Source organism: Herbaspirillum sp. 1130, assembly GCF_017833835.1.
Classification (GTDB): domain Bacteria; phylum Pseudomonadota; class Gammaproteobacteria; order Burkholderiales; family Burkholderiaceae_D; genus Herbaspirillum; species Herbaspirillum huttiense.
The window spans coordinates 457,312-475,324 of sequence record NZ_JAFICQ010000004.1; the positions used below are offsets into that span (position 1 = coordinate 457,312).

Here is an 18,013-nt window from a genome sequence, read left to right on the forward strand (position 1 = left end):
GCAAGCAGCGGGCTTGCCGGGCAGTATCGCGGCCAGTCCCGCCATATCGGCAGGAAAAACCCTTCACTTCGTCGCGCACGACTGTTGAGCCCGGGCGGTAGAATCCTTGCAAACCCGACCATGGCCTTCGGCCGGTGCCGGTTCCATCCTGACAACTAGCGGACTCTTCTATGTGGGCAAATCGGTATTTCGTGTTCTGGGCGGTGATCGCGCTGACCCTGGCCTTGGTGGTCCTGGCGGCGACCCATGGTATCGGCTGGGGGTGGCCGCTCATTCCCCTGGTCTTGAGCGTGGTCGGCGTCCACGATCTGGTGCAGCGGCGGCACGCCGTGTTGCGCAACTATCCGCTGATCGGCCACTTCCGCTTCATGTTCGAGGCCATCCGGCCGGAACTGCGCCAGTACTTCTTTGAAGATGAAATGGATGGCCGCCCCTTCTCCCGCAAGAAGCGCAGCGTCGTCTACCAGCGTGCCAAGGCCGATGTCGACAGCCGCCCCTTCGGCACCGAGCTGGACATGCAGCAGGCCGGCCATGAATGGATAGGCCATTCGCTCTCCCCGACCAAGATCGCCAGCCACGATTTCCGCGTGGTGGTCGGTGGCGACCGGGCACAGCCGTATTCGATGTCGGTCTTCAACGTCTCGGCCATGAGCTTCGGCTCGCTCTCGGCCAATGCCATCCGCGCACTCAACCAGGGGGCGAAAAAAGGCAATTTTGCCCACGACACCGGCGAGGGTTCGGTCTCGGAATACCACCGCGAATTCGGCGGCGACCTGGTGTGGCAGATCGCCTCCGGTTACTTCGGCTGCCGCAACGCGGACGGCAGCTTCAATGAAGAAAAATTCACGGCCCAGGCGCAGTCGCCACAGATCAAGATGATCGAGGTGAAGTTGTCGCAAGGCGCCAAGCCCGGCCACGGCGGCGTGCTTCCGGCGGCCAAGATCACGCCGGAGATCGCCGCTACGCGCGGCATCCCGATGGGGGTGGATTGCATCTCGCCGGCCGTGCACTCGTCCTTCTCCACACCGGTCGGGCTGCTGGAATTCATCGAGAAGCTGCGCGGCCTCTCCGGCGGCAAGCCGGTCGGCATCAAGCTGTGCGTGGGCCATCCCTGGGAATTCTTCAGCATCGCCAAGGCCATGCTCAAGACCGGCATCGTGCCGGACTTCATCACGGTGGATGGCTCCGAAGGCGGCACCGGCGCGGCCCCGCTGGAATTCGTCGACCACGTGGGCATGCCGCTGCAGGAAGGCCTGGTGATGGTGCACAACACGCTTACCGGCATCGGCCTGCGCGACAAGGTCAGGATCGGTGCCAGCGGCAAGATCATCACCGCCTTCGACGTGGCGCGCACGCTGGCGCTGGGCGCGGACTGGTGCAATTCGGCGCGCGGCTTCATGTTTGCGCTGGGCTGCATCCAGTCGCAGAGCTGCCATACCGACCGCTGCCCCACGGGCGTGGCCACCCAGAACGCCCAGCGCGCCCGCGCCCTGGTGGTACCGGACAAGGCCGAGCGCGTCTACCGCTTCCACCAGAGCACCCTGCATGCGCTGCAGGAGCTGGTACAGGCGGCCGGGCTGCCGCATACGTCGGCGCTGCGCCCGCATCACATCGTGCGGCGCATCAACGACCACGAGATTCAGCTCATGTCCAACGTGCTGAAATATCTGCAGCCCAACGATTTACTGGAAGGCAATTACCGCTATCGGGTCTATGAAAAGTTCTGGCCGATTGCACGTGCCGAGAGCTTCCATCCGGAGCTGTAACGACAACTTCATTAATCGAAAGACAACAAAAAACCCGCAGTTCATCCGAGCTGCGGGTTTTTCAATGCTGCCAGCCTGATCTTTCCGGGATGGACAGGGATGCTGCTTATTTGCGCTTCATGAAGAAGATGAACTCGTGTTCATCATTCTGCGATTGCTCCAGCAGATCGTTGCCGGTCTGTTTGGCAAAGGCCTGGAAATCGCGCACCGAACCGGTATCGGTGGCGGTCACCCTGAGCACCTGCCCGCTGGCCATGTCGGCCAGGGCTTTCTTGGTCTTGAGGATGGGCAGCGGACAGTTCAGACCGCGCGCATCAAGTTCCCGGTGAAATTGAATGGCCATTACTTCGACTCAAAATGGATCACGACGAAAACGATTTTACTGCAAAACGCGCCGACTTGATGCATTGCACAAGTTCTGTTGTTTTCGCCGCACTAGGCTTGTGCAAAAGCAAGAAAATCACGGTCCAAGATGGAACGCTGCGTCTTGACCGCACGCTTATTTCAGGACCTGCGGGGTTTCAATCGGCGTAGACGAACCGGCAAACTCGACATATTGCACCGGCAGTCCACGCTGGCGCATCCAGTCCGCCACCGCATGGCCGGTACCCGCCGGCCAGGGGCGCAGGTCGGCGGGTTCGCTCAGGCGGTATTCCAGCAGCTCCGGCGACAGCTTGATCGTGCCGCTGGCCTTCACGTAATACGCGATGATCAGCTCGTTCTTGCGCATGAATTCATAGACGCCGATCAGTTCGATCTGCTCGGCGTCCAGGTCGGTCTCTTCCTTCAGTTCGCGGGCGATTCCCTGTTCCGGGGTCTCGTCGCGTTCCATGAAACCGGTGATGAGCGCAAAGCGCCCTTCGGCCCAGGCGGCGTTGCGCGCAGTGAGCATCTTGCCGTCGATCTCCACCAGTGCGGCCAGCACCGGCAGAGGGTTGTCCCAATGCGTCCAGTGACCCTCGGGACAGGCCAGCCGGACCTTGCCGGCTTCGCCTTCATCGGCGCGCAGCACCAGCGATGCTGCGCAGACCGGGCAAAACTTGAATTCGCTCATGGGCGCTCCGGGCCAGGGCCTGTGGAAATTACAGCTTGGCCTGGACCCAGCCCGCCACGCCTTGCAGCGCGCCCGGCAGGGCTGCCGGTTCGGTGCCGCCGGCCTGGGCCATGTCCGGACGGCCGCCACCCTTGCCGCCCACCTGCTGGGCGACGAAGTTGACCAGTTCACCGGCCTTGACCTTGGAGGTGGCATCGGCAGTGACGCCCGCGATCAGGCTGACCTTGCCATCCTTGACGCTGCCCAGCACGATGGCGGCGGTCTTGAGCTTGTCCTTCAACTTGTCCATGGTCTCGCGCAGGGTGGCGACGTCAGCGCCTTCCAGCGTGGCCGCCAGCACCTTGATGCCGTTGATGTCGACCGCCTGGTTGACCAGCTCGTCGCCCTGGCTGGAGGCCAGCTTGGACTTGAGCGAAGCCAGTTCCTTTTCCAGCGCCTTGACCTGGTCCTGCACCTGGCCGATGCGCGGCAGCAGTTCTTCCGGCTGGGTCTTCAGGGCGGCAGCGGCTTCAGCCACGCGGGTCGACAGCGACTGCACCAGCGCCAGCGCGCCTTCTCCGGTAACGGCTTCGACACGGCGGATACCGGCCGCGACACCGCCTTCGGAGACGATCTTGAACAGGCCGATGTCACCGGTACGGGTGACGTGGGTCCCGCCGCACAGTTCGGTGGAGGTACCGATGGAGAGCACGCGCACCTGGTCGCCGTACTTCTCGCCGAACAGCGCCATGGCACCTGCGGCAATCGCATCGTCGTAACCCATCAGCTGGGCGCCGGTGGCGACGTTGGCCAGCACTTCGCGGTTGACGATGTCTTCCACGCGGCGGATTTCGTCGGCGGTCATCGGGGCGTTGTGGCTGAAGTCGAAACGGGTCTTGTCGGCATCGACCAGCGAACCCTTCTGCGACACGTGCGAACCCAGCACTTCGCGCAGGGCCTTGTGCATCAGGTGGGTGGCCGAGTGGTTGCGCATGGTGCGGGCACGCTGATCGGCATCGACCTTGGCTTCGACGGCGTCGCCGATGGCCAGGCTGCCCTTGATCAGTTGACCGTGATGGCCGAACACCTCGGCCTGGATCTTTTGCGTATCGGCCACGGCGAAGAGGCCATTGGCTGCTTCCAGGGCACCGGCGTCGCCGGACTGGCCACCGGATTCAGCATAGAACGGGGTGGTGTCCAGCACCACGATGGCATCCTGGCCGGCCTCGATCTTCTGCACCGGGCTGCCGGCCACGTACAGGGCCACCACCTTGGCCGACTGCGCCAGCGATTCGTAGCCGACGAAGCGGGTCTTGTCGCCGGTGTATTCGATGGCGGCGGCCATCTTGAACTTGCCGGCGGCGCGGGCGGCGCTCTTCTGGCGTTCCATGGCGGCGGTGAAGCCGGCTTCATCCAGCTCGACATTGCGTTCGCGGCAGATATCGGCGGTCAGGTCCAGCGGGAAGCCGTAGGTGTCGTACAGGGTGAAGGCGGTTTCGCCATCGAGCTTGCTGCTGTTGGCAGCCAGCGCGGCTTCCAGGATCTTCATGCCGTGTTCCAGCGTTTCGCCGAAACGTTCTTCTTCCTGCTTCAGGACCATCTCGACGCGCTCGGCGGCTTCCGGCAGTTCCGGATAGGCCGCGCCCATCTGCACCACCAGGTCCTTGACCAGCTTGTGGAAGAAGGGCTTGGTCTGGCCCAGCTTGTGGCCATGACGCAGTGCGCGGCGGATGATGCGGCGCAGGACGTAGCCACGGCCTTCATTGCCGGGGATGACGCCGTCGACGATCAGGAAGGAGGTCGCACGGATGTGGTCGGCGATCACGCGCAGCGAGGCGTTGGACAGGTCGCTGATGCCGGTTTCGCGGGCAGCGGCCTTGATCAGTGCCTGGAACAGGTCGATCTCGTAGTTGCTGTGCACGTGCTGCAGGATCGCGGCCAAGCGCTCCAGGCCCATGCCGGTATCCACGCAAGGGGCCGGCAGCGGGGTCAGGGTGTATTCGCCGGTGGCCGGATCGAGCTGGCGGTCGAACTGCATGAACACGTTGTTCCAGATCTCGATGTAGCGGTCGCCGTCGGCGTCGGGGCTGCCCGGGGGGCCGCCCCAGATGTCCGGACCGTGGTCGTAGAAGATTTCCGAGCAAGGACCGCAAGGGCCGGTCTCGGCCATCTGCCAGAAGTTGTCGGAGGCGTAGGGTGCGCCCTTGTTGTCGCCGATGCGCACCACGCGCTCCGGCGGCAGGCCGATTTCCTTGGTCCAGATGTCGTAGGCTTCATCGTCGGTCTGGTAGACGGTGGCCCACAGCTTGTCGGCCGGCAGGCCATAGACCTGGGTCAGCAGTTCCCAGGCCCACTTCAGCGATTCACGCTTGAAGTAGTCGCCGAAGGACCAGTTGCCCAGCATCTCGAAGAAGGTATGGTGGCGCGCGGTGTAGCCGACGTTTTCCAGGTCGTTGTGCTTGCCGCCGGCGCGCAGGCAGCGCTGCACGGAGGCCGCGCGCACGTAGTTGCGCTTGTCGGTGCCCAGGAACACGTCCTTGAACTGAACCATGCCGGAATTGGTGAACAGCAGGGTCGGGTCATTGCCCGGCACCAGGCTGGAGGAACGGACGATGGTGTGTTCTTTGGATTCAAAGAATTTCAGAAACTTGTCGCGAATTTCGGCTGAGTTCATGTTCGAAGACGGATAAATGGGCCTGATGCCGCCGCTAACGCGCAGATCCGGCCCGGATGGGAGTCGGTGCAAAAAACGATTGCGAACCGATGATTATACGTGATCCCGGCCCGGATACGCAGGCTTGCCCGCCCCGCCGCAACGCCTTGCCAGCCCGGCCGGCAGCAGGGCGCTGCAGGCGAAAAAAAACCCGCCGGGAAAAATCCCCGCGGGTTACAGGCCCGGCTGACCCGGCATGGCGCGCTAACCTGCGCCGCCGGACCTTAACTGCGTCAGCCGAACCTTCCGGTAAAAACCAGTGCGGGCCACGCTGTGCGGTCCGCCACCAGAAGACCGGACGATCAGGCGCCCTTGTTGGCCGGCACCGGATTGTTCTTCTTGGCCTTCTTGTGCTTGTGCTTCTTGGCCTTCTTCGCATGCTTCTTGTGCTTCTTGTGAGCAGGCTTGGCAGCCGGGGCTTCAGCGGCGGGAGCGCCAGCCGGAGCCGGTGCGGGCTGGGCCAGGACCGGCATGGCGAAGGCGGCGACGAGTACGGCAGCCAGCAGTTTGTTGATCTTCATCGTTTTCCTCTATCTCTCAGTGTTGTGTGCTTCCACAAGTCCACCGGCGTGCTCACGGGCGCCGGCCTTGTGCTTCCTTAACGCAAGATTTTCGCGACGCGTTGACAACAACTGTCGACTGCCCTCCAGTTATTGTTGTCCGCACGCAAATCATAGCTAGCGTGTGAGGATTCAGTCCGCCGGTAAGAGCGTAATTTGCCATTCATTTCCACGCTGCGCGAGATGAACAATGCGGGCAGCGTGGGGATGACGTGGCTTACCAGGCGTCGGCCGCGATGAGATCGATGCGATCGGTGCAGAAGGCATCCACGCCCCACTGGCGGATTTCCTCGGCGCGTGCCATGTCGTTGACGGTGTAGCAGAAGAGGCCATAGCCCGCCGTCTTCACGGCAGCCGCCAGGGACGGGGTGAGGTGCTTGTGATTGGTGTGCAGGGCCACGGCCTGCAGCTGCTCCAGACGCGCCTGCCAGTCCTCGGGAATCACATCCACCAGGTAACCACGCGGCAGGGCGGGCGCCGCTTCCTTGGCCGCCAGCAGCGCCTCGAAGGAGAACGAGGACAAGACCGGCAGTGCCGCCCCGCTCTTGCCTGCGAAGCGCCGCGCCACGGCCTGGGCGGTCAGCTCACCGGTACGGCGCGCGAATTCGGCGGCGGCGGGCTTGATCTCGACGTTCATCCAGATCCCTTCGGCCAGGCAGAAATCCAGCCCCTGCTCCAGCGTGCAGAGGCGTTCCCCGGCGAAGCGCGCATCCAGCCAGGCACCGGCTTCCAGGTCGCGCAGCTCGGCCCAGTCGGACTCGGCGATCTTGCCGGCCCCGGGCAGGGTACGTCCGCGCTGCGGGTCGTGCATCAGGATGGGGACCTCGTCGCGGGTGAGCATGACGTCGAATTCGGCGGCGCGATAGCCGTGTTCCAGGCCGCAGCGAAAGCCGGCCAGGGTGTTTTCCGGTGCCAGGGTGCCGCCGCCGCGATGGGCGAGGATGCGGGGATAGGGCCACATGATGTTCTCTCCGAGGGTAGGCCTTGCAGAAGGATCAAGGCGATCGGCGCATAAGGTAGAGCAGATCACGCCGCGCCACAAGCCGTTGGCACCCGCCAGAATGCCGCCCGTCGCAAGTGGCTCGCCGGAGCCGGCGCGGCGGCGCATGCTTGCGCCATCATTCACCCCACCACTGCGAGGCCATCATGCGCGACACTGCCCCCTCCTCCCTTTCTGACCAGAATCTTCATATCACCGCTGCCTCGCCCGAGGAGCTGGCCCATGCCGAGCGGCGGGTAGCGCGCCAGGTCGGCTTTTTCCATCATTTCGGCATTTACCTGGCGGTCAACACCGGCCTGATCCTGTTGAACCTGATGGGCCAGCACCGCCACTGGTGGAGCCTGGGGCCTCTCCTCGGCTGGGGAATCGGGGTACTATTCCACGCCTTGAGCGTATTCGGGCGTTTTCCCGCCGGCTGGAAGCAGGCGCTGATCGCCCGTGAACTGCGCCGCCGCTAAAGAGAGCCCGGTACGCCGGGCCGCTTGCTTGCTTCATCCCTGGAAACGCATGACCCAACACGACACCGCCCTTCCGCCCCGCCTGATCGTCCTGCTGCGCCAGCTGGCGCTGGCCTTGCTGCCCACGCTGGTCATCAACCTGCTGTGCGCGGTGGCCGTGACTTACCTGATGCGCATCGGCGGCACGTTCTATGAAAACCTGCAGGTCTCGATGTGCATCGGCCTGCTGGCCATGCTGCTCATCAACGGCACGCGGCTGGCGATCTGGGGCGATGGCGAGCCCAACAAGCTGGGTTTCCTCGCCATCATCGCGGTGATGGCCCCGCTGGCGGTGCTGCTCGGGCGCATCCTGGCCAGCCTGCTGATGGACCAGCCCATCCTCAACATGGTCCCCGAGCAGAGCGACAACATCATTGCGGTGATCGTGCTGACCTTCCTGGTGTGCTTCGGCGCTACCGTCTTCTTCTGGAACCGCCAGAAGATGGCCGCCCTGCAAGCCCACGCCAGCCAGGTCGAGAAGCAGGCGGTGCAGGCGCAACTGCAGATGCTGCAAGCCCAGATCGAACCGCACATGCTCTTCAACACGCTGGCCACGCTGCAGTCGCTGATCAGCACCGATCCGCTGCAGGCCGAGCTGATGCTGAACCAGCTGGTGCACTACCTGCGCACGACCTTGTCGGCCTCGCGGGCCGACAGCACCTCGCTGCAAAAGGAATTCGACCTCATCAAGGCCTACCTGGGACTGATGTCGCTGCGCATGGGGCTGCGCCTTTCCTACACCCTGCAACTGCCGGAACACCTGGGCAAGCTGCGCCTGGCCCCGATGCTGCTGCAGCCGCTGGTGGAAAACGCCATCAAGCATGGCCTGGAGCCCAAGGTGGCCGGCGGCAACTGCACCGTGCGGGCCGCGGTGCACAATGACATGCTGGTCTTGAGCGTGCTCGATACGGGCGTCGGCCTGCCCACCAGCGTGAGCCTGAACCAGCCGCCCGCCCAGAAGGAACCGGTGATCGGCATGCACTTCGGGCTGGACAACATCCGCGAGCGCCTCGTGACACTCTACGGCCCGCTGGCCGAACTCATCATCACCCACAACGTACCGGCCGGCGCGATGGCGCAGATCACCATCCCGCTCAAGGCCCTCAAGGCGGCGCACCGCAGCAGCAAGAACACCCGCCTGCTGGATCATCATTGAGTCCCCTGCCGCTTTGTCCGGAGTCCACCATGGCCGCGCCCACTGCCCTGATCGCCGAAGACGAACCCCTGCTGGCCAATGCCCTGCGCCAGGCCCTGGCGCGCTGCTGGCCTGATCTGCCCGCGCCGCACCTGGCCGCCAATGGCGATGAAGCACTGGAGCAGGCGCTGGCCCTGCTGCCGGATGTGCTGTTCCTGGATATCAAGATGCCCGGCCGCAGCGGGCTGGAGGTAGCCGGCGACCTGGCCGAGGAGTGGCCTGCCGGGCGGGCCTTCCCGCTCATCGTCTTCGTGACGGCCTATGACGACTACGCCCTGCAAGCCTTCGAGCGGGCAGCCATCGATTACCTGCTCAAGCCGGTCAGCCAGGACCGGCTGGCGGTGACGGTGGCGCGCCTGCAAGGGCTGCTGGCCCAGCGCGCCGCCAGCAACCAGGACAGCCATCTGGAACGCGCGCTGGCGCAGCTGCGTGCGCTGTCCGCGCCCGCCGTGGAAGACGCGCCGCCCCGGCTGGACTACATCCGTGCGGCGGTCGGCAACAAGGTGAAGTTGATTCCGGTGGACGAGGTGATCTATTTCGAAGCCACCGACAAGTATGTGAATGTGGTCAGCGCCGAGGGCAGCGCGCTGATCCGGACCAGCCTGCGGGAATTGATCCCCCAGCTCGATGGCCGCCAGTTCTGGCAGATCCATCGCGGCACCGTGGTCCAGGTGCGGCAGATCCAGGCGGCGCTGCGGGAGGAGAGCGGCAAGCTCTTCGTGACCCTGCGCGACCGCCCGGAAAAACTGGCGGTCAGCCGCCTGTTCGCCCATCTGTTCAGGCAGATGTAGGCCATCCCTCCTCAGCCATCAGCGGCCATAGTAATAACCGGGTCCGTAATAAGGACGGTAGTAATGCGGCTGCGGCGGGCCCACCGGCACCACCACGCAGGCCGACAGCGTGGCGGCGGCCACCGCAGCGGCGACGATCAGCTTGATCCAACGGCTCATGATGCACTCCTTGTGTTTTGGCGTTTTTGTTCACTGCGCCCGGCGGGATGCCAGGCCACGCTCGCAGAGTGCCAGCCGCCATGCCTGACAGGTAATGCATGGGCGTATCTTCTGTAACAAGACCCGGTAAAAAAGCTTCATATCGGCTCCAGCCGCCTTGCCAACGAGCAAAAATTCCCGCAGGAACGGCCGCAACGCCCGTGGAACCGGGCAGCTGCGGTAAAATGCTTGCCATCTGAATAAACAGGCATTCCTCCCGATTCATCCCATGAGCAACGAACTGAAAAACGGTCACACCCCTGCCCCCTCCACCAATTTCCTGCGCGGCATCATCGAATCCGACCTGGTCTCGGGTACTTATGCCGAACGCAACAGCCAGGATGGCGAGGCCCTGCCGCAGGTGGTCACCCGTTTTCCGCCCGAGCCGAACGGCTACCTGCACATCGGGCACGCCAAGTCGATCTGCCTGAACTTCGGCCTGGCCGCCGACTACGCCGGCCGCTGCCACATGCGTTTCGACGACACCAACCCGGAGAAGGAAGAGCAGGAATACGTCGACACCATCCTGGACTCGGTCAAGTGGCTGGGCTTCTCCTGGGAGCATGAAGGCAAGTCGCACCTGTACTACGCCAGCAACTATTTCGATGTCATGTACGCCTGCGCTCAGGCTCTGATCCGCAAGGGCCTGGCCTATGTGGACGAGCAGAACGCCGAACAGATGCGCGAAAACCGCGGCACCCTGACCGAACCCGGCAAGGATTCGCCATGGCGCGACCGCCCGGCGGAGGAGTCGCTGCGCCTGTTCGAGGAAATGCGCGACGGCAAGCATCCGGACGGCTCCATGATCCTGCGCGCCAGGATCGACATGGCCAGCCCCAACATGAACCTGCGCGATCCGGCCATCTACCGCATCCGCCACGCCACCCACCACAACACCGGCGACAAGTGGCGCGTGTACCCGATGTACACCTTCGCGCATCCGATCGAAGATGCGCTGGAAAACATTTCGCACTCCATCTGCACCCTGGAATTCGAAGACCAGCGCCCGTTCTACGACTGGCTGCTGGAACAGCTGGCCGAGGAAGGCTTCTTCAAGAAGCCGCTGCCGCATCAATATGAATTTGCCCGCCTCAATCTGACCTACATCATCACCAGCAAGCGCAAGCTGCGCCAGCTGGTGGATGAAAAGATCGTCTCCGGCTGGGATGACCCGCGCATGCCCACCATCGTCGGCCTGCGCCGCCGTGGCTACACGCCCGAAGCGATCCGCCTGATGTGCGACCGCACCGGCGCTTCCAAGAACAACAGCTGGATCGACTTCAGCGTGCTCGAAGGCGCGCTGCGGGAAGACCTCGACCCCAAGGCCCCGCGTGCCGTGGCCGTGCTGCGTCCCCTGAAGCTGATCATCGACAACTTCCCGGAAGGCGTGTCCATCGATTGCAGCGCCCCGGTCTATCCGCCGGCGCATCCGGAACACGACACCGCGCACCGCCACTTCCCGATTACCAAGGAACTGTGGATCGAGCGCGAAGACTTCATGGAAGAGCCGACCAAGGGCTACTTCCGTCTCTTCCCCGGCAACAAGGTGCGCCTGCGCTACGGCTACGTGGTCGAATGCACCGGCTGCGACAAGGATGAACACGGCAACGTCATCGCCGTGCACTGCAACTACTTCGAAGACAGCAAGAGCGGCACCGAAGGCAGCTCCAACTACAAGGTCAAGGGCAACCTGCACTGGGTCAGCGCCGAGCACGCACTTGCCACTGAAGTGCGCCTGTACGACCGCCTGTTCTCGGACCCGCATCCGGACGCCGGCGGCAAGGACTTCCTGGCCGCCTTGAATCCGAACTCCAAGGAAGTCATCACCGCCTACCTGGAGCCGACCCTGAAGACCGCCAAGCCCGGCGAGATCTACCAGTTCGAACGCCACGGCTACTTCGTGGCCGACCGCGTCGATTCGACCGAGGGCCAGCCGATCTTCAACCGGGCCGTGACGCTCAAGGACAGCTGGGGCAAGTAAGCCTCAGCGCAGGCAGGACAAGACCGGACCCGGAAGGGGCCCGGCAGGGGAATACGGCCGCAAGGCCACGCGGGCGGCAGTGCGCCAGCCGCCCGTGCCAACGGGATGGCGCAGCTTGATGGCACAGGCCACAAGCGGAGCAAGGGGAACGCATGTTCGAGCAGATCAAGATCCAGCGCCTGTCGATGTCATCCATCTACAAGCTGCTGGCCGTGGGGACCACGTTTTCGCTGGTACCGTTTTCGACGCTGATGGGCGTGCTCTCGCTGTTCGGCGCACAGACCATCACCTGGGATGGCAAGCACCTGATCGGCTATGACGGCCTGATCGCCTCGCCTTTCATCGGCCTGTTCCTGTCGGCCTTCATCACCCTCTTCCTGGGCACCATGTGCTGCATCGGCCTGTGGCTGTATTCCCTGTGGCGTCCGCTGTCGCTGAAGGTGGAACCGGTGGACAACCTGGACATCGACAAGCTCATTCGCGAGAGCGAAGAGGCCATGGCCACGCGCGACTGAGCAGCCTCGCGCCGGGCCGCCACCGCCGCCGCCCGGCTGCGGTTCAGAAGATCAGGGCATCAGAAGATCTTCATCCACTTCAGGAAGGCCACGGTGGCGACACCGAGGCCGCCCATCAATCCCATCACGATCCAGAACGAGGTCTCGTCATGCAGGCCCGGCAGACCTGCCACGTTCATCCCGAAAATCCCTGACACCAACGTGGCCGGCATCAGCAGCGCGGTCAGGACAGAGAGTGCCATCAGGTTGCGGTTCATCTGCTCCGACATCTGCGAGGCGATCTCTTCCTGCAGCAGCTTGGCACGTTCATAGACGGCTTCCACGGTGGAATGCAGTTCGTTGAGTTCATCCAGCGCATGGGTCAGGTCTTCCAGCGCCTCGCGTGGCACCCAGGCCGGGCGCAGCCGCTGGAACTGGGCCAGGATACGGCGTTCCGGCGCGATGAAGCGGCGCAGTTCGGCCAGCTGGCGGCGGATGCCGGAGAGCTCGGCACGGTCTTCGGCACGGCGGTCCGAGAGCACCGAGAATTCGATGTCGTCGACCTTGTCGTTGAGCTTGTCCAGACGCGCATTGAAGCCATCAGCCAGGCAGCGCAGCAGCTCGGCGAAGAGATCCATGGGATTGTCGAAGTCGCCGCCGTCGAGCACCTTCTGGCGCAGCATGTTGGTCGAGATCAGCGGCTGGGTACGCAGCGTCAACAGGCGCGTGCGATCCAGGTAGAAGTGCAGCGCGCCCTTCTCGGTGCCGGTGTCGCCGATCTCCATCTTCATATCGGTCAGCGTGCCATAGACCCCCTCGGGGGTGGCATGCAGGCCCGGATGGGTGTCGCTGCTCAACAAGAATTCAGTGATGTACTCGGGAATGTCGCTGTGATGGGCCAGCCATTGCTGGATCTTCACATCGGCCGTCTTGACGTGCAGCCAGGTGAAATCCGGCGCACTCGGATGATAGTCAACAACTTCATTCCAGTTCATCTGGCGCGCATGGCCGTCTTCGAAGCGGAAGGCGCAGATGAATCCGGCCGGCTCATAGAGCAGGTGCAGGGCTTGCGGGGTGTCCGGCGGATTGTGCATGGGCGGGCGGGTCGGGAATGGGCCAGGGGCAATGAACGACCCCGCATTCTAACCACCGCTTTTGACAAATTTGTGACAGCGCCGTGACGGCCGCTGCCCACAGCCGCGCCGGCTCAGTAATTGAAGTTGCGGTTACCCCAGGCTTCGCGGGCCGCACCGCAGACACGGATCTGTTCCTCGTTCATGCCCGAAGTGCCGTTGAGCTGGCACTGGTCGGAGACCGATTTGGCCTCCTCGATGTTCTTGCGGAAATAGGCGTAATCCTTCTTGCCGGCCACGGCGTCACAGGCCGACAGCAAAGGCAGGGCGATGCACAGCAGCGCTGGCAGGCGGAGGGCGGAGTTCATGCGGTGATTCCCCTGAAAGGCGGGCCAGGCCCGCGACAGGCAGCGGCCGGAATGCGCCTCCGGCCGGCCCTTCCCCGGGGCCGTAGCGGCGACGCTGCGCTGCAACGCGACAGAGTATAGACAGCCACTGAGGATTGCTCAACGGAAATCTTCACTCTCCTCACATCATGGTAGAACAAAAAAGGCCGGTCACCAGGACCGGCCTTGCCGCTGTTGCATCGGTGTCTTGTCAGGATGAAATCATCCGCGACGTTTCAGCAGGGCATGCAGGATGATGGCACCGAAGGTGGCGGTCCCGATGCCACCCAGAGCGAAGCCGCCCATCTTGAGGGTGAAGTCGCCTGCGCCCAGCACCAGCGTGACAGCAGCCACGATCAGGTTGGTATTGTTGGAGAAATCGACCTTGTTCTCGACCCAGATGCGGGCACCCGACACGGTGATGAGACCGAACACCACGATCGACACGCCGCCCAGCACCGCGCCCGGAATGGTCAGGATGACCGCGCCGAACTTGGGCGAAAAGCCCAGCAGGATGGCAATGACAGCCGCCACCACGAAGACCAGGGTGGAGTAGATCTTGGTGACGGCCATCACGCCGATATTCTCGGCGTAGGTGGTCACGCCGGTGCCGCCGACGCTGCCCGAGAGCATGGTGGCCAGGCCATCGCCGATGAAGGCGCGGCCGATGTAGCGGTCCAGGTTCTGGCCGGTCATGGCCGAGACGGCCTTGATGTGGCCCAGGTTCTCGGCCACCAGGATGATCGCGACCGGAGCCAGCAGTGCCATGGCGCTGCCCTGGAACACGGGAGCCGCGAAGTGCGGCAGGCCGAACCAGGCGGCATTGGCCACGGTGGAAAAGTCGATCGGCTTGCCCAGGCCCATGCCATTGGTCAGCACCGCGTAGAGCACATAGGCCAGCAACAGGCCGATGAGGATCAGCAGGCGCTGCAGCATGCCGCGCGTGAACACCGCCACGAAGCCCACGCACAAGATGGTGGCCAGCGCCATCCAGCTGTCGAAGCTGCTGCCGGAGACGCCCTTGACCGCGATCGGTGCCAGGTTCAGGCCGATCACCGCCACCACCGCGCCGGTCACCACCGGCGGCATCAGGGATTCGATCCAGCGCGTGCCCACGCCGGAGACGATCAGGCCGATCACCGCATACACGGCACCACAGGCGATGATGCCGCCCAGTGCCACGCCGAGGTTGGCGTTGGGGCCGGAGCCGGCATAACCGGTCACTCCAATGACCAGGCCGATGAAGGAAAAGCTCGACCCCAGGTAGCTCGGCACGCGCCCGCCCACCAGCAGGAAGAACAGCAGGGTACCGACGCCCGACATCAGGATCGCCAGGTTGGGATCGAAGCCCATGAGCAGCGGGGCCAGCACGGTCGAGCCGAACATGGCCACCACGTGCTGCACGCCCATGGCCAGCGTCTGCGGCGCAGGCAGCCGCTCATCGGCGGCGATCACGGCCCCCTGGCCGTCGTTGGTGCTTTGGCGCAGCCGCCATTGGGGGAAATACGAACCCGACATGGAGATCCCTTTCGTTGTGGATTTGTTTTGATTTGTACGTGGATGTGGAACGGGGGCTAGTGTATTGAGCGACCGCACAAATAACAATTGCTGCGGCGCTGCCCCGCAAAAAAAATCCGTAAAAGATTTCGGCCGCCCGGCGCGCTGCTGCCCGGCGGTGCAAAAAGCGCGACTGCACCAGGCTGGCGCCCCAAAACAGACCGCCCGTTTGCGCAAACGCCGGCGACCGTTCCCGGGCATGTTTCTTGCGCCTCGGGAGAGGTTAGAATCACGTCCCCGATTGCTCCTTGCCATGTCGATGATCAACCTCACCACCCCTGCCCTGCTGTTTCCCGCGACCTCGCTGTTGCTGCTGGCCTATACCAACCGCTTCCTGGTGCTGGCGCAGCTGATCCGCAACCTGCAGAACCAGGGCCAGAACGATGAACGCGGGCTGGTGATCCGGCAGATCCTCAATCTCAGGAAACGCATCGTGCTGACCCGCTACATGCAGGCGCTGGGGGTCTCCAGCTTCATCATGTGCGCCGTCTCGATGTACCTGATCTTCGTGGACTTCAATCGCTGGGCCGAGGTGTTCTTCGGCATCAGCCTGATGCTGCTGGTGGCATCGCTGCTGGTGTCGCTGTGGGAAATCATGATCAGTACGCGCGCCATCGAGATCACGCTGGAAGACATGGCGCAGAAACTGGAGAAGCGCGGCATCCTGGTCGAGTGAAAGCTTTTCAGGCAGGGTTCAATTCCGTTGAACGCCCGCTTCGGACGAACATGTGATAATCGAGCCGCCCGGTTTGTGCCGGGCACCCCTCGACTATGCACTGGAGACCTACATGATCCTGGAACTGGCGGACATCCGCATCCAACCCGGCAAGCAAGCAGAATTCGACGAAGCCATCCAGCGCGGCCTGGCGCAGACCATCAGCAAGGCACGCGGCTATCTCGGCCACAAGGTCCAGAAAGGCATCGAATCGCCCGAGCGCTACCTGCTCATGGTGTACTGGGCCACCCTGGAAAACCATACCGTGGATTTCCGTGAATCGCCCGCCTTCACCGAATGGCGCGGCATCGTCGGTCCCTTCTTCGCCGGTGCGCCGGTGGTGGAACACTTCGCGCTGCTGACCGAATCCGCGTAAGACCGATGTGCGCTGACCGCGCCCGCCGAACAACGGAGACCCGCCGCGCCACCCGACCTGGCGCAGCGGAACGTTTGCGGCCTTCCCCTGACTAAAGGGCAGGCCCGGGGGGCTGGCCGAACCGCCCGCCCCTGCCGGCCTCACGACGATGATGTGCCGCCATGACAACAGCGCCGGTCCGCACCGCGCGCAGGAACACCAGAATGACCACACTGCTCCGTTTAGCCTCCCCCTCCGCTCGCCCTCTGCGCGCCACCGCCTGTGCGCTGGGCCTGCTGCTGGCCCTGTCCGGCTGCAACAACTTCAGTGGTGACGAACAGCAGCAGGCCGAGGTGATCGGCAATTTCTACCGCATCCATCTCAAGAACCACGCTCCCGGCTTGCCGTCGGCAGACGAACTCAAGCAGTTCGAGCCACTGGTCAGCCGTGCGCTGTACGCCCTGCTGACCCGCGCCGAAGCCGCCGATGTGCGCTACCACACCGTGGCCGGTGCGCAGGCCGCCCCCATCATCGAGGGCGACCTGTTCACCTCGCTGTATGAAGGGGCCACCTCCTTTGCCGTGCAATCCTGCGACAGCGAGGCCGACCGGGCTTCCTGCCAGGTCAGCTTCCGCTACCAGAAGGATGGCGCGGATGAATCCTGGAACGACAAGATCCTGCTGGTGCGCGAAGAGCGCCAGTGGCGCATCGACGATATCGAATTCATCGGCAACGACCAGTCCTCCCAGCGCGAATACCTCAGCGACAACCTCACCGACGCCATCCAGCAGGCCGAATGAGCCGGCCCGGCTCGCCGGGGCCGGTGCGCTGCGGAATTGGCGGCTTTTTGGCGGTGTGTTCCCGGTCTTCCTGCTGAGCCGCAGCGCGTAAGATGCCGCTCTGTCAGGCTGGTCGTGTTGCGCCCCTCGGGTCCCGCTGCGCACCGGCAGGCAGGAAATATCAAAATGACAATGGCATCATGAAACAACACGCCAGTGCGCACGCGCGGCTGGACCAGGGAGAATCGGATTGAAGCGGATCGGTAAGACACTCGTCGTCGCCGCCAGCCTGTTGCTTGCAGCATGCTCGGCCAATGAAGAGGGCAAGGCCAAGGAACTGGTGACGGAGTTCTACCAGACCCATGCCTCGAACCGTCCCTCGGGCGCCCTGACGCTGAAGGAACTGATTACCTTCCGCCGCTTCCTGTCGGTGCCGCTGTTCGATCTGCTGAAGGATGTCTCGGTGGCTGACGAAGCCCGTGCGACGCAGTCTGCCGCCGAAGTGGCAGCCGATCCTGATGCCGATCCGCTGCCGCCGCTGGTGCAGGGCGATGTCTTCACCGGCAACCCGAATGGCGCTTCCACCTTCCGCGTGGTCCAGTGCGAGGCCCAGGAGCGCGAAGCCAGTTGCGCCGTGGAACTGATCTTCAGTGACGCCAAGCTGCAGTCGCCCGCCAAATGGACCGACAAGGTCACGCTGGCCCGCGATGCGCGCGGCTGGGTGATCGACAACATCCAGTACGCCGGCGGCAACGCCCCCATGCGCAGCGGCACGCTGCAGGATGCGATGCGCAAGGTCCTCAAGCGCGACGCGGCCCCCATGGCGCCGCTGGCCCCCGCCGCTGCGCCTGCGCCAGCGAAGTGAGTTCAGGCCGGTCACGGCCCCTCCCCGGGCCGCAGGCCTTCAAAAAAGAACGGCT

The 18,013-nt window shown here is 63.8% G+C and carries 19 protein-coding genes; 10 read left to right on the forward strand and 9 right to left on the reverse strand.

The genetic code is table 11. From position 1 onward, the window contains the following. Positions 1–170: 170 nt before the first annotated feature. Entirely contained in the window at positions 171–1,766 is a 1,596-nt protein-coding gene (locus JOD78_RS19915) for an FMN-binding glutamate synthase family protein (protein WP_039784308.1), read from the forward strand. Positions 1,767–1,872: 106 nt separating this feature from the next. Here the strand turns inward: JOD78_RS19915 and JOD78_RS19920 are convergent, their stop codons facing one another. The 5 genes from JOD78_RS19920 to ugpQ form a co-directional block, all read right to left on the reverse strand. After that, a complete protein-coding gene (locus tag JOD78_RS19920; RefSeq protein WP_013235553.1) occupies positions 1,873–2,109 on the reverse strand; it encodes a sulfurtransferase TusA family protein in 237 nt (78 codons plus the stop codon). 156 nt (positions 2,110–2,265) lie between these two features. Next, the gene (locus JOD78_RS19925; RefSeq protein ID WP_121043351.1) at positions 2,266–2,820 is read right to left on the reverse strand and encodes an NUDIX domain-containing protein; all 555 of its coding nucleotides are present in this window, start codon (positions 2,818–2,820) and stop codon (positions 2,266–2,268) included. 28 nt (positions 2,821–2,848) lie between these two features. Further along, positions 2,849–5,473 carry an alanine--tRNA ligase gene (alaS, locus tag JOD78_RS19930; protein ID WP_134136706.1) on the reverse strand — a complete coding sequence of 875 codons (2,625 nt, stop codon included), beginning with the start codon at positions 5,471–5,473 and terminating at the stop codon, positions 2,849–2,851. A gap of 341 nt (positions 5,474–5,814) precedes the next feature. After that, the gene (locus tag JOD78_RS19935; protein WP_039784299.1) at positions 5,815–6,033 is read right to left on the reverse strand and encodes a hypothetical protein; all 219 of its coding nucleotides are present in this window, start codon (positions 6,031–6,033) and stop codon (positions 5,815–5,817) included. Between the two features lie 256 nt (positions 6,034–6,289). Beyond that, on the reverse strand, positions 6,290–7,033 hold the full coding sequence (ugpQ, locus tag JOD78_RS19940) for a glycerophosphodiester phosphodiesterase (protein WP_134136704.1): 744 nt from the start codon (positions 7,031–7,033) through the stop codon (positions 6,290–6,292). Positions 7,034–7,218: 185 nt separating this feature from the next. Between ugpQ and JOD78_RS19945 the strand changes: the two genes are divergently transcribed. From JOD78_RS19945 to JOD78_RS19955, 3 genes are read left to right on the forward strand one after another with little or no spacing between them, the layout of a single operon-like run. Further along, positions 7,219–7,530, forward strand: coding sequence for a 2TM domain-containing protein (locus JOD78_RS19945; protein ID WP_051156248.1), 312 nt, complete (start codon positions 7,219–7,221; stop codon positions 7,528–7,530). Positions 7,531–7,579: 49 nt separating this feature from the next. Then, positions 7,580–8,725: a histidine kinase gene (locus tag JOD78_RS19950; RefSeq protein ID WP_209567451.1), complete on the forward strand. Its 1,146-nt coding sequence runs from the start codon at positions 7,580–7,582 to the stop codon at positions 8,723–8,725. A gap of 29 nt (positions 8,726–8,754) precedes the next feature. After that, positions 8,755–9,555, forward strand: a complete 801-nt coding sequence (locus tag JOD78_RS19955) for a LytTR family DNA-binding domain-containing protein (RefSeq protein ID WP_209567453.1) — start codon at positions 8,755–8,757, stop codon at positions 9,553–9,555. Positions 9,556–9,573: 18 nt separating this feature from the next. On the opposite strand, the gene JOD78_RS19960 is transcribed toward JOD78_RS19955, so the two are convergent. Continuing rightward, complete coding sequence (locus JOD78_RS19960) at positions 9,574–9,714, reverse strand: hypothetical protein (RefSeq protein ID WP_008331432.1); 141 nt, start codon at positions 9,712–9,714, stop codon at positions 9,574–9,576. Between the two features lie 268 nt (positions 9,715–9,982). On the opposite strand from JOD78_RS19960, the gene JOD78_RS19965 reads away from it, so the two are divergent. Then, on the forward strand, positions 9,983–11,734 hold the full coding sequence (locus JOD78_RS19965; RefSeq protein WP_209567455.1) for a glutamine--tRNA ligase/YqeY domain fusion protein: 1,752 nt from the start codon (positions 9,983–9,985) through the stop codon (positions 11,732–11,734). 152 nt (positions 11,735–11,886) lie between these two features. Continuing rightward, positions 11,887–12,249 carry a hypothetical protein gene (locus JOD78_RS19970; RefSeq protein WP_034334469.1) on the forward strand — a complete coding sequence of 121 codons (363 nt, stop codon included), beginning with the start codon at positions 11,887–11,889 and terminating at the stop codon, positions 12,247–12,249. A gap of 59 nt (positions 12,250–12,308) precedes the next feature. Here the strand turns inward: JOD78_RS19970 and JOD78_RS19975 are convergent, their stop codons facing one another. The 3 genes from JOD78_RS19975 to JOD78_RS19985 form a co-directional block, all read right to left on the reverse strand. Then, positions 12,309–13,322 (reverse strand): transporter, encoded by a 1,014-nt coding sequence (locus tag JOD78_RS19975; protein ID WP_121043372.1) that lies wholly within the window; start codon positions 13,320–13,322, stop codon positions 12,309–12,311. Positions 13,323–13,435: 113 nt separating this feature from the next. Beyond that, the gene (locus tag JOD78_RS19980) at positions 13,436–13,669 is read right to left on the reverse strand and encodes a hypothetical protein (protein ID WP_034334477.1); all 234 of its coding nucleotides are present in this window, start codon (positions 13,667–13,669) and stop codon (positions 13,436–13,438) included. A gap of 240 nt (positions 13,670–13,909) precedes the next feature. Next, positions 13,910–15,205 (reverse strand): solute carrier family 23 protein, encoded by a 1,296-nt coding sequence (locus tag JOD78_RS19985; RefSeq protein WP_134136702.1) that lies wholly within the window; start codon positions 15,203–15,205, stop codon positions 13,910–13,912. Between the two features lie 298 nt (positions 15,206–15,503). Between JOD78_RS19985 and JOD78_RS19990 the strand changes: the two genes are divergently transcribed. The 4 genes from JOD78_RS19990 to JOD78_RS20005 all read left to right on the forward strand — a co-directional run bounded on the left by JOD78_RS19990 (position 15,504) and on the right by JOD78_RS20005 (position 17,958). After that, positions 15,504–15,920 (forward strand): DUF2721 domain-containing protein, encoded by a 417-nt coding sequence (locus tag JOD78_RS19990; protein WP_121043954.1) that lies wholly within the window; start codon positions 15,504–15,506, stop codon positions 15,918–15,920. 112 nt (positions 15,921–16,032) lie between these two features. Next, positions 16,033–16,335 carry an antibiotic biosynthesis monooxygenase gene (locus JOD78_RS19995; protein ID WP_034335716.1) on the forward strand — a complete coding sequence of 101 codons (303 nt, stop codon included), beginning with the start codon at positions 16,033–16,035 and terminating at the stop codon, positions 16,333–16,335. Between the two features lie 203 nt (positions 16,336–16,538). Then, entirely contained in the window at positions 16,539–17,114 is a 576-nt protein-coding gene (locus tag JOD78_RS20000; RefSeq protein WP_034335713.1) for a DUF3828 domain-containing protein, read from the forward strand. Between the two features lie 229 nt (positions 17,115–17,343). After that, on the forward strand, positions 17,344–17,958 hold the full coding sequence (locus JOD78_RS20005; protein ID WP_121043379.1) for a hypothetical protein: 615 nt from the start codon (positions 17,344–17,346) through the stop codon (positions 17,956–17,958). The last annotated feature ends 55 nt before the right edge of the window (positions 17,959–18,013 follow it).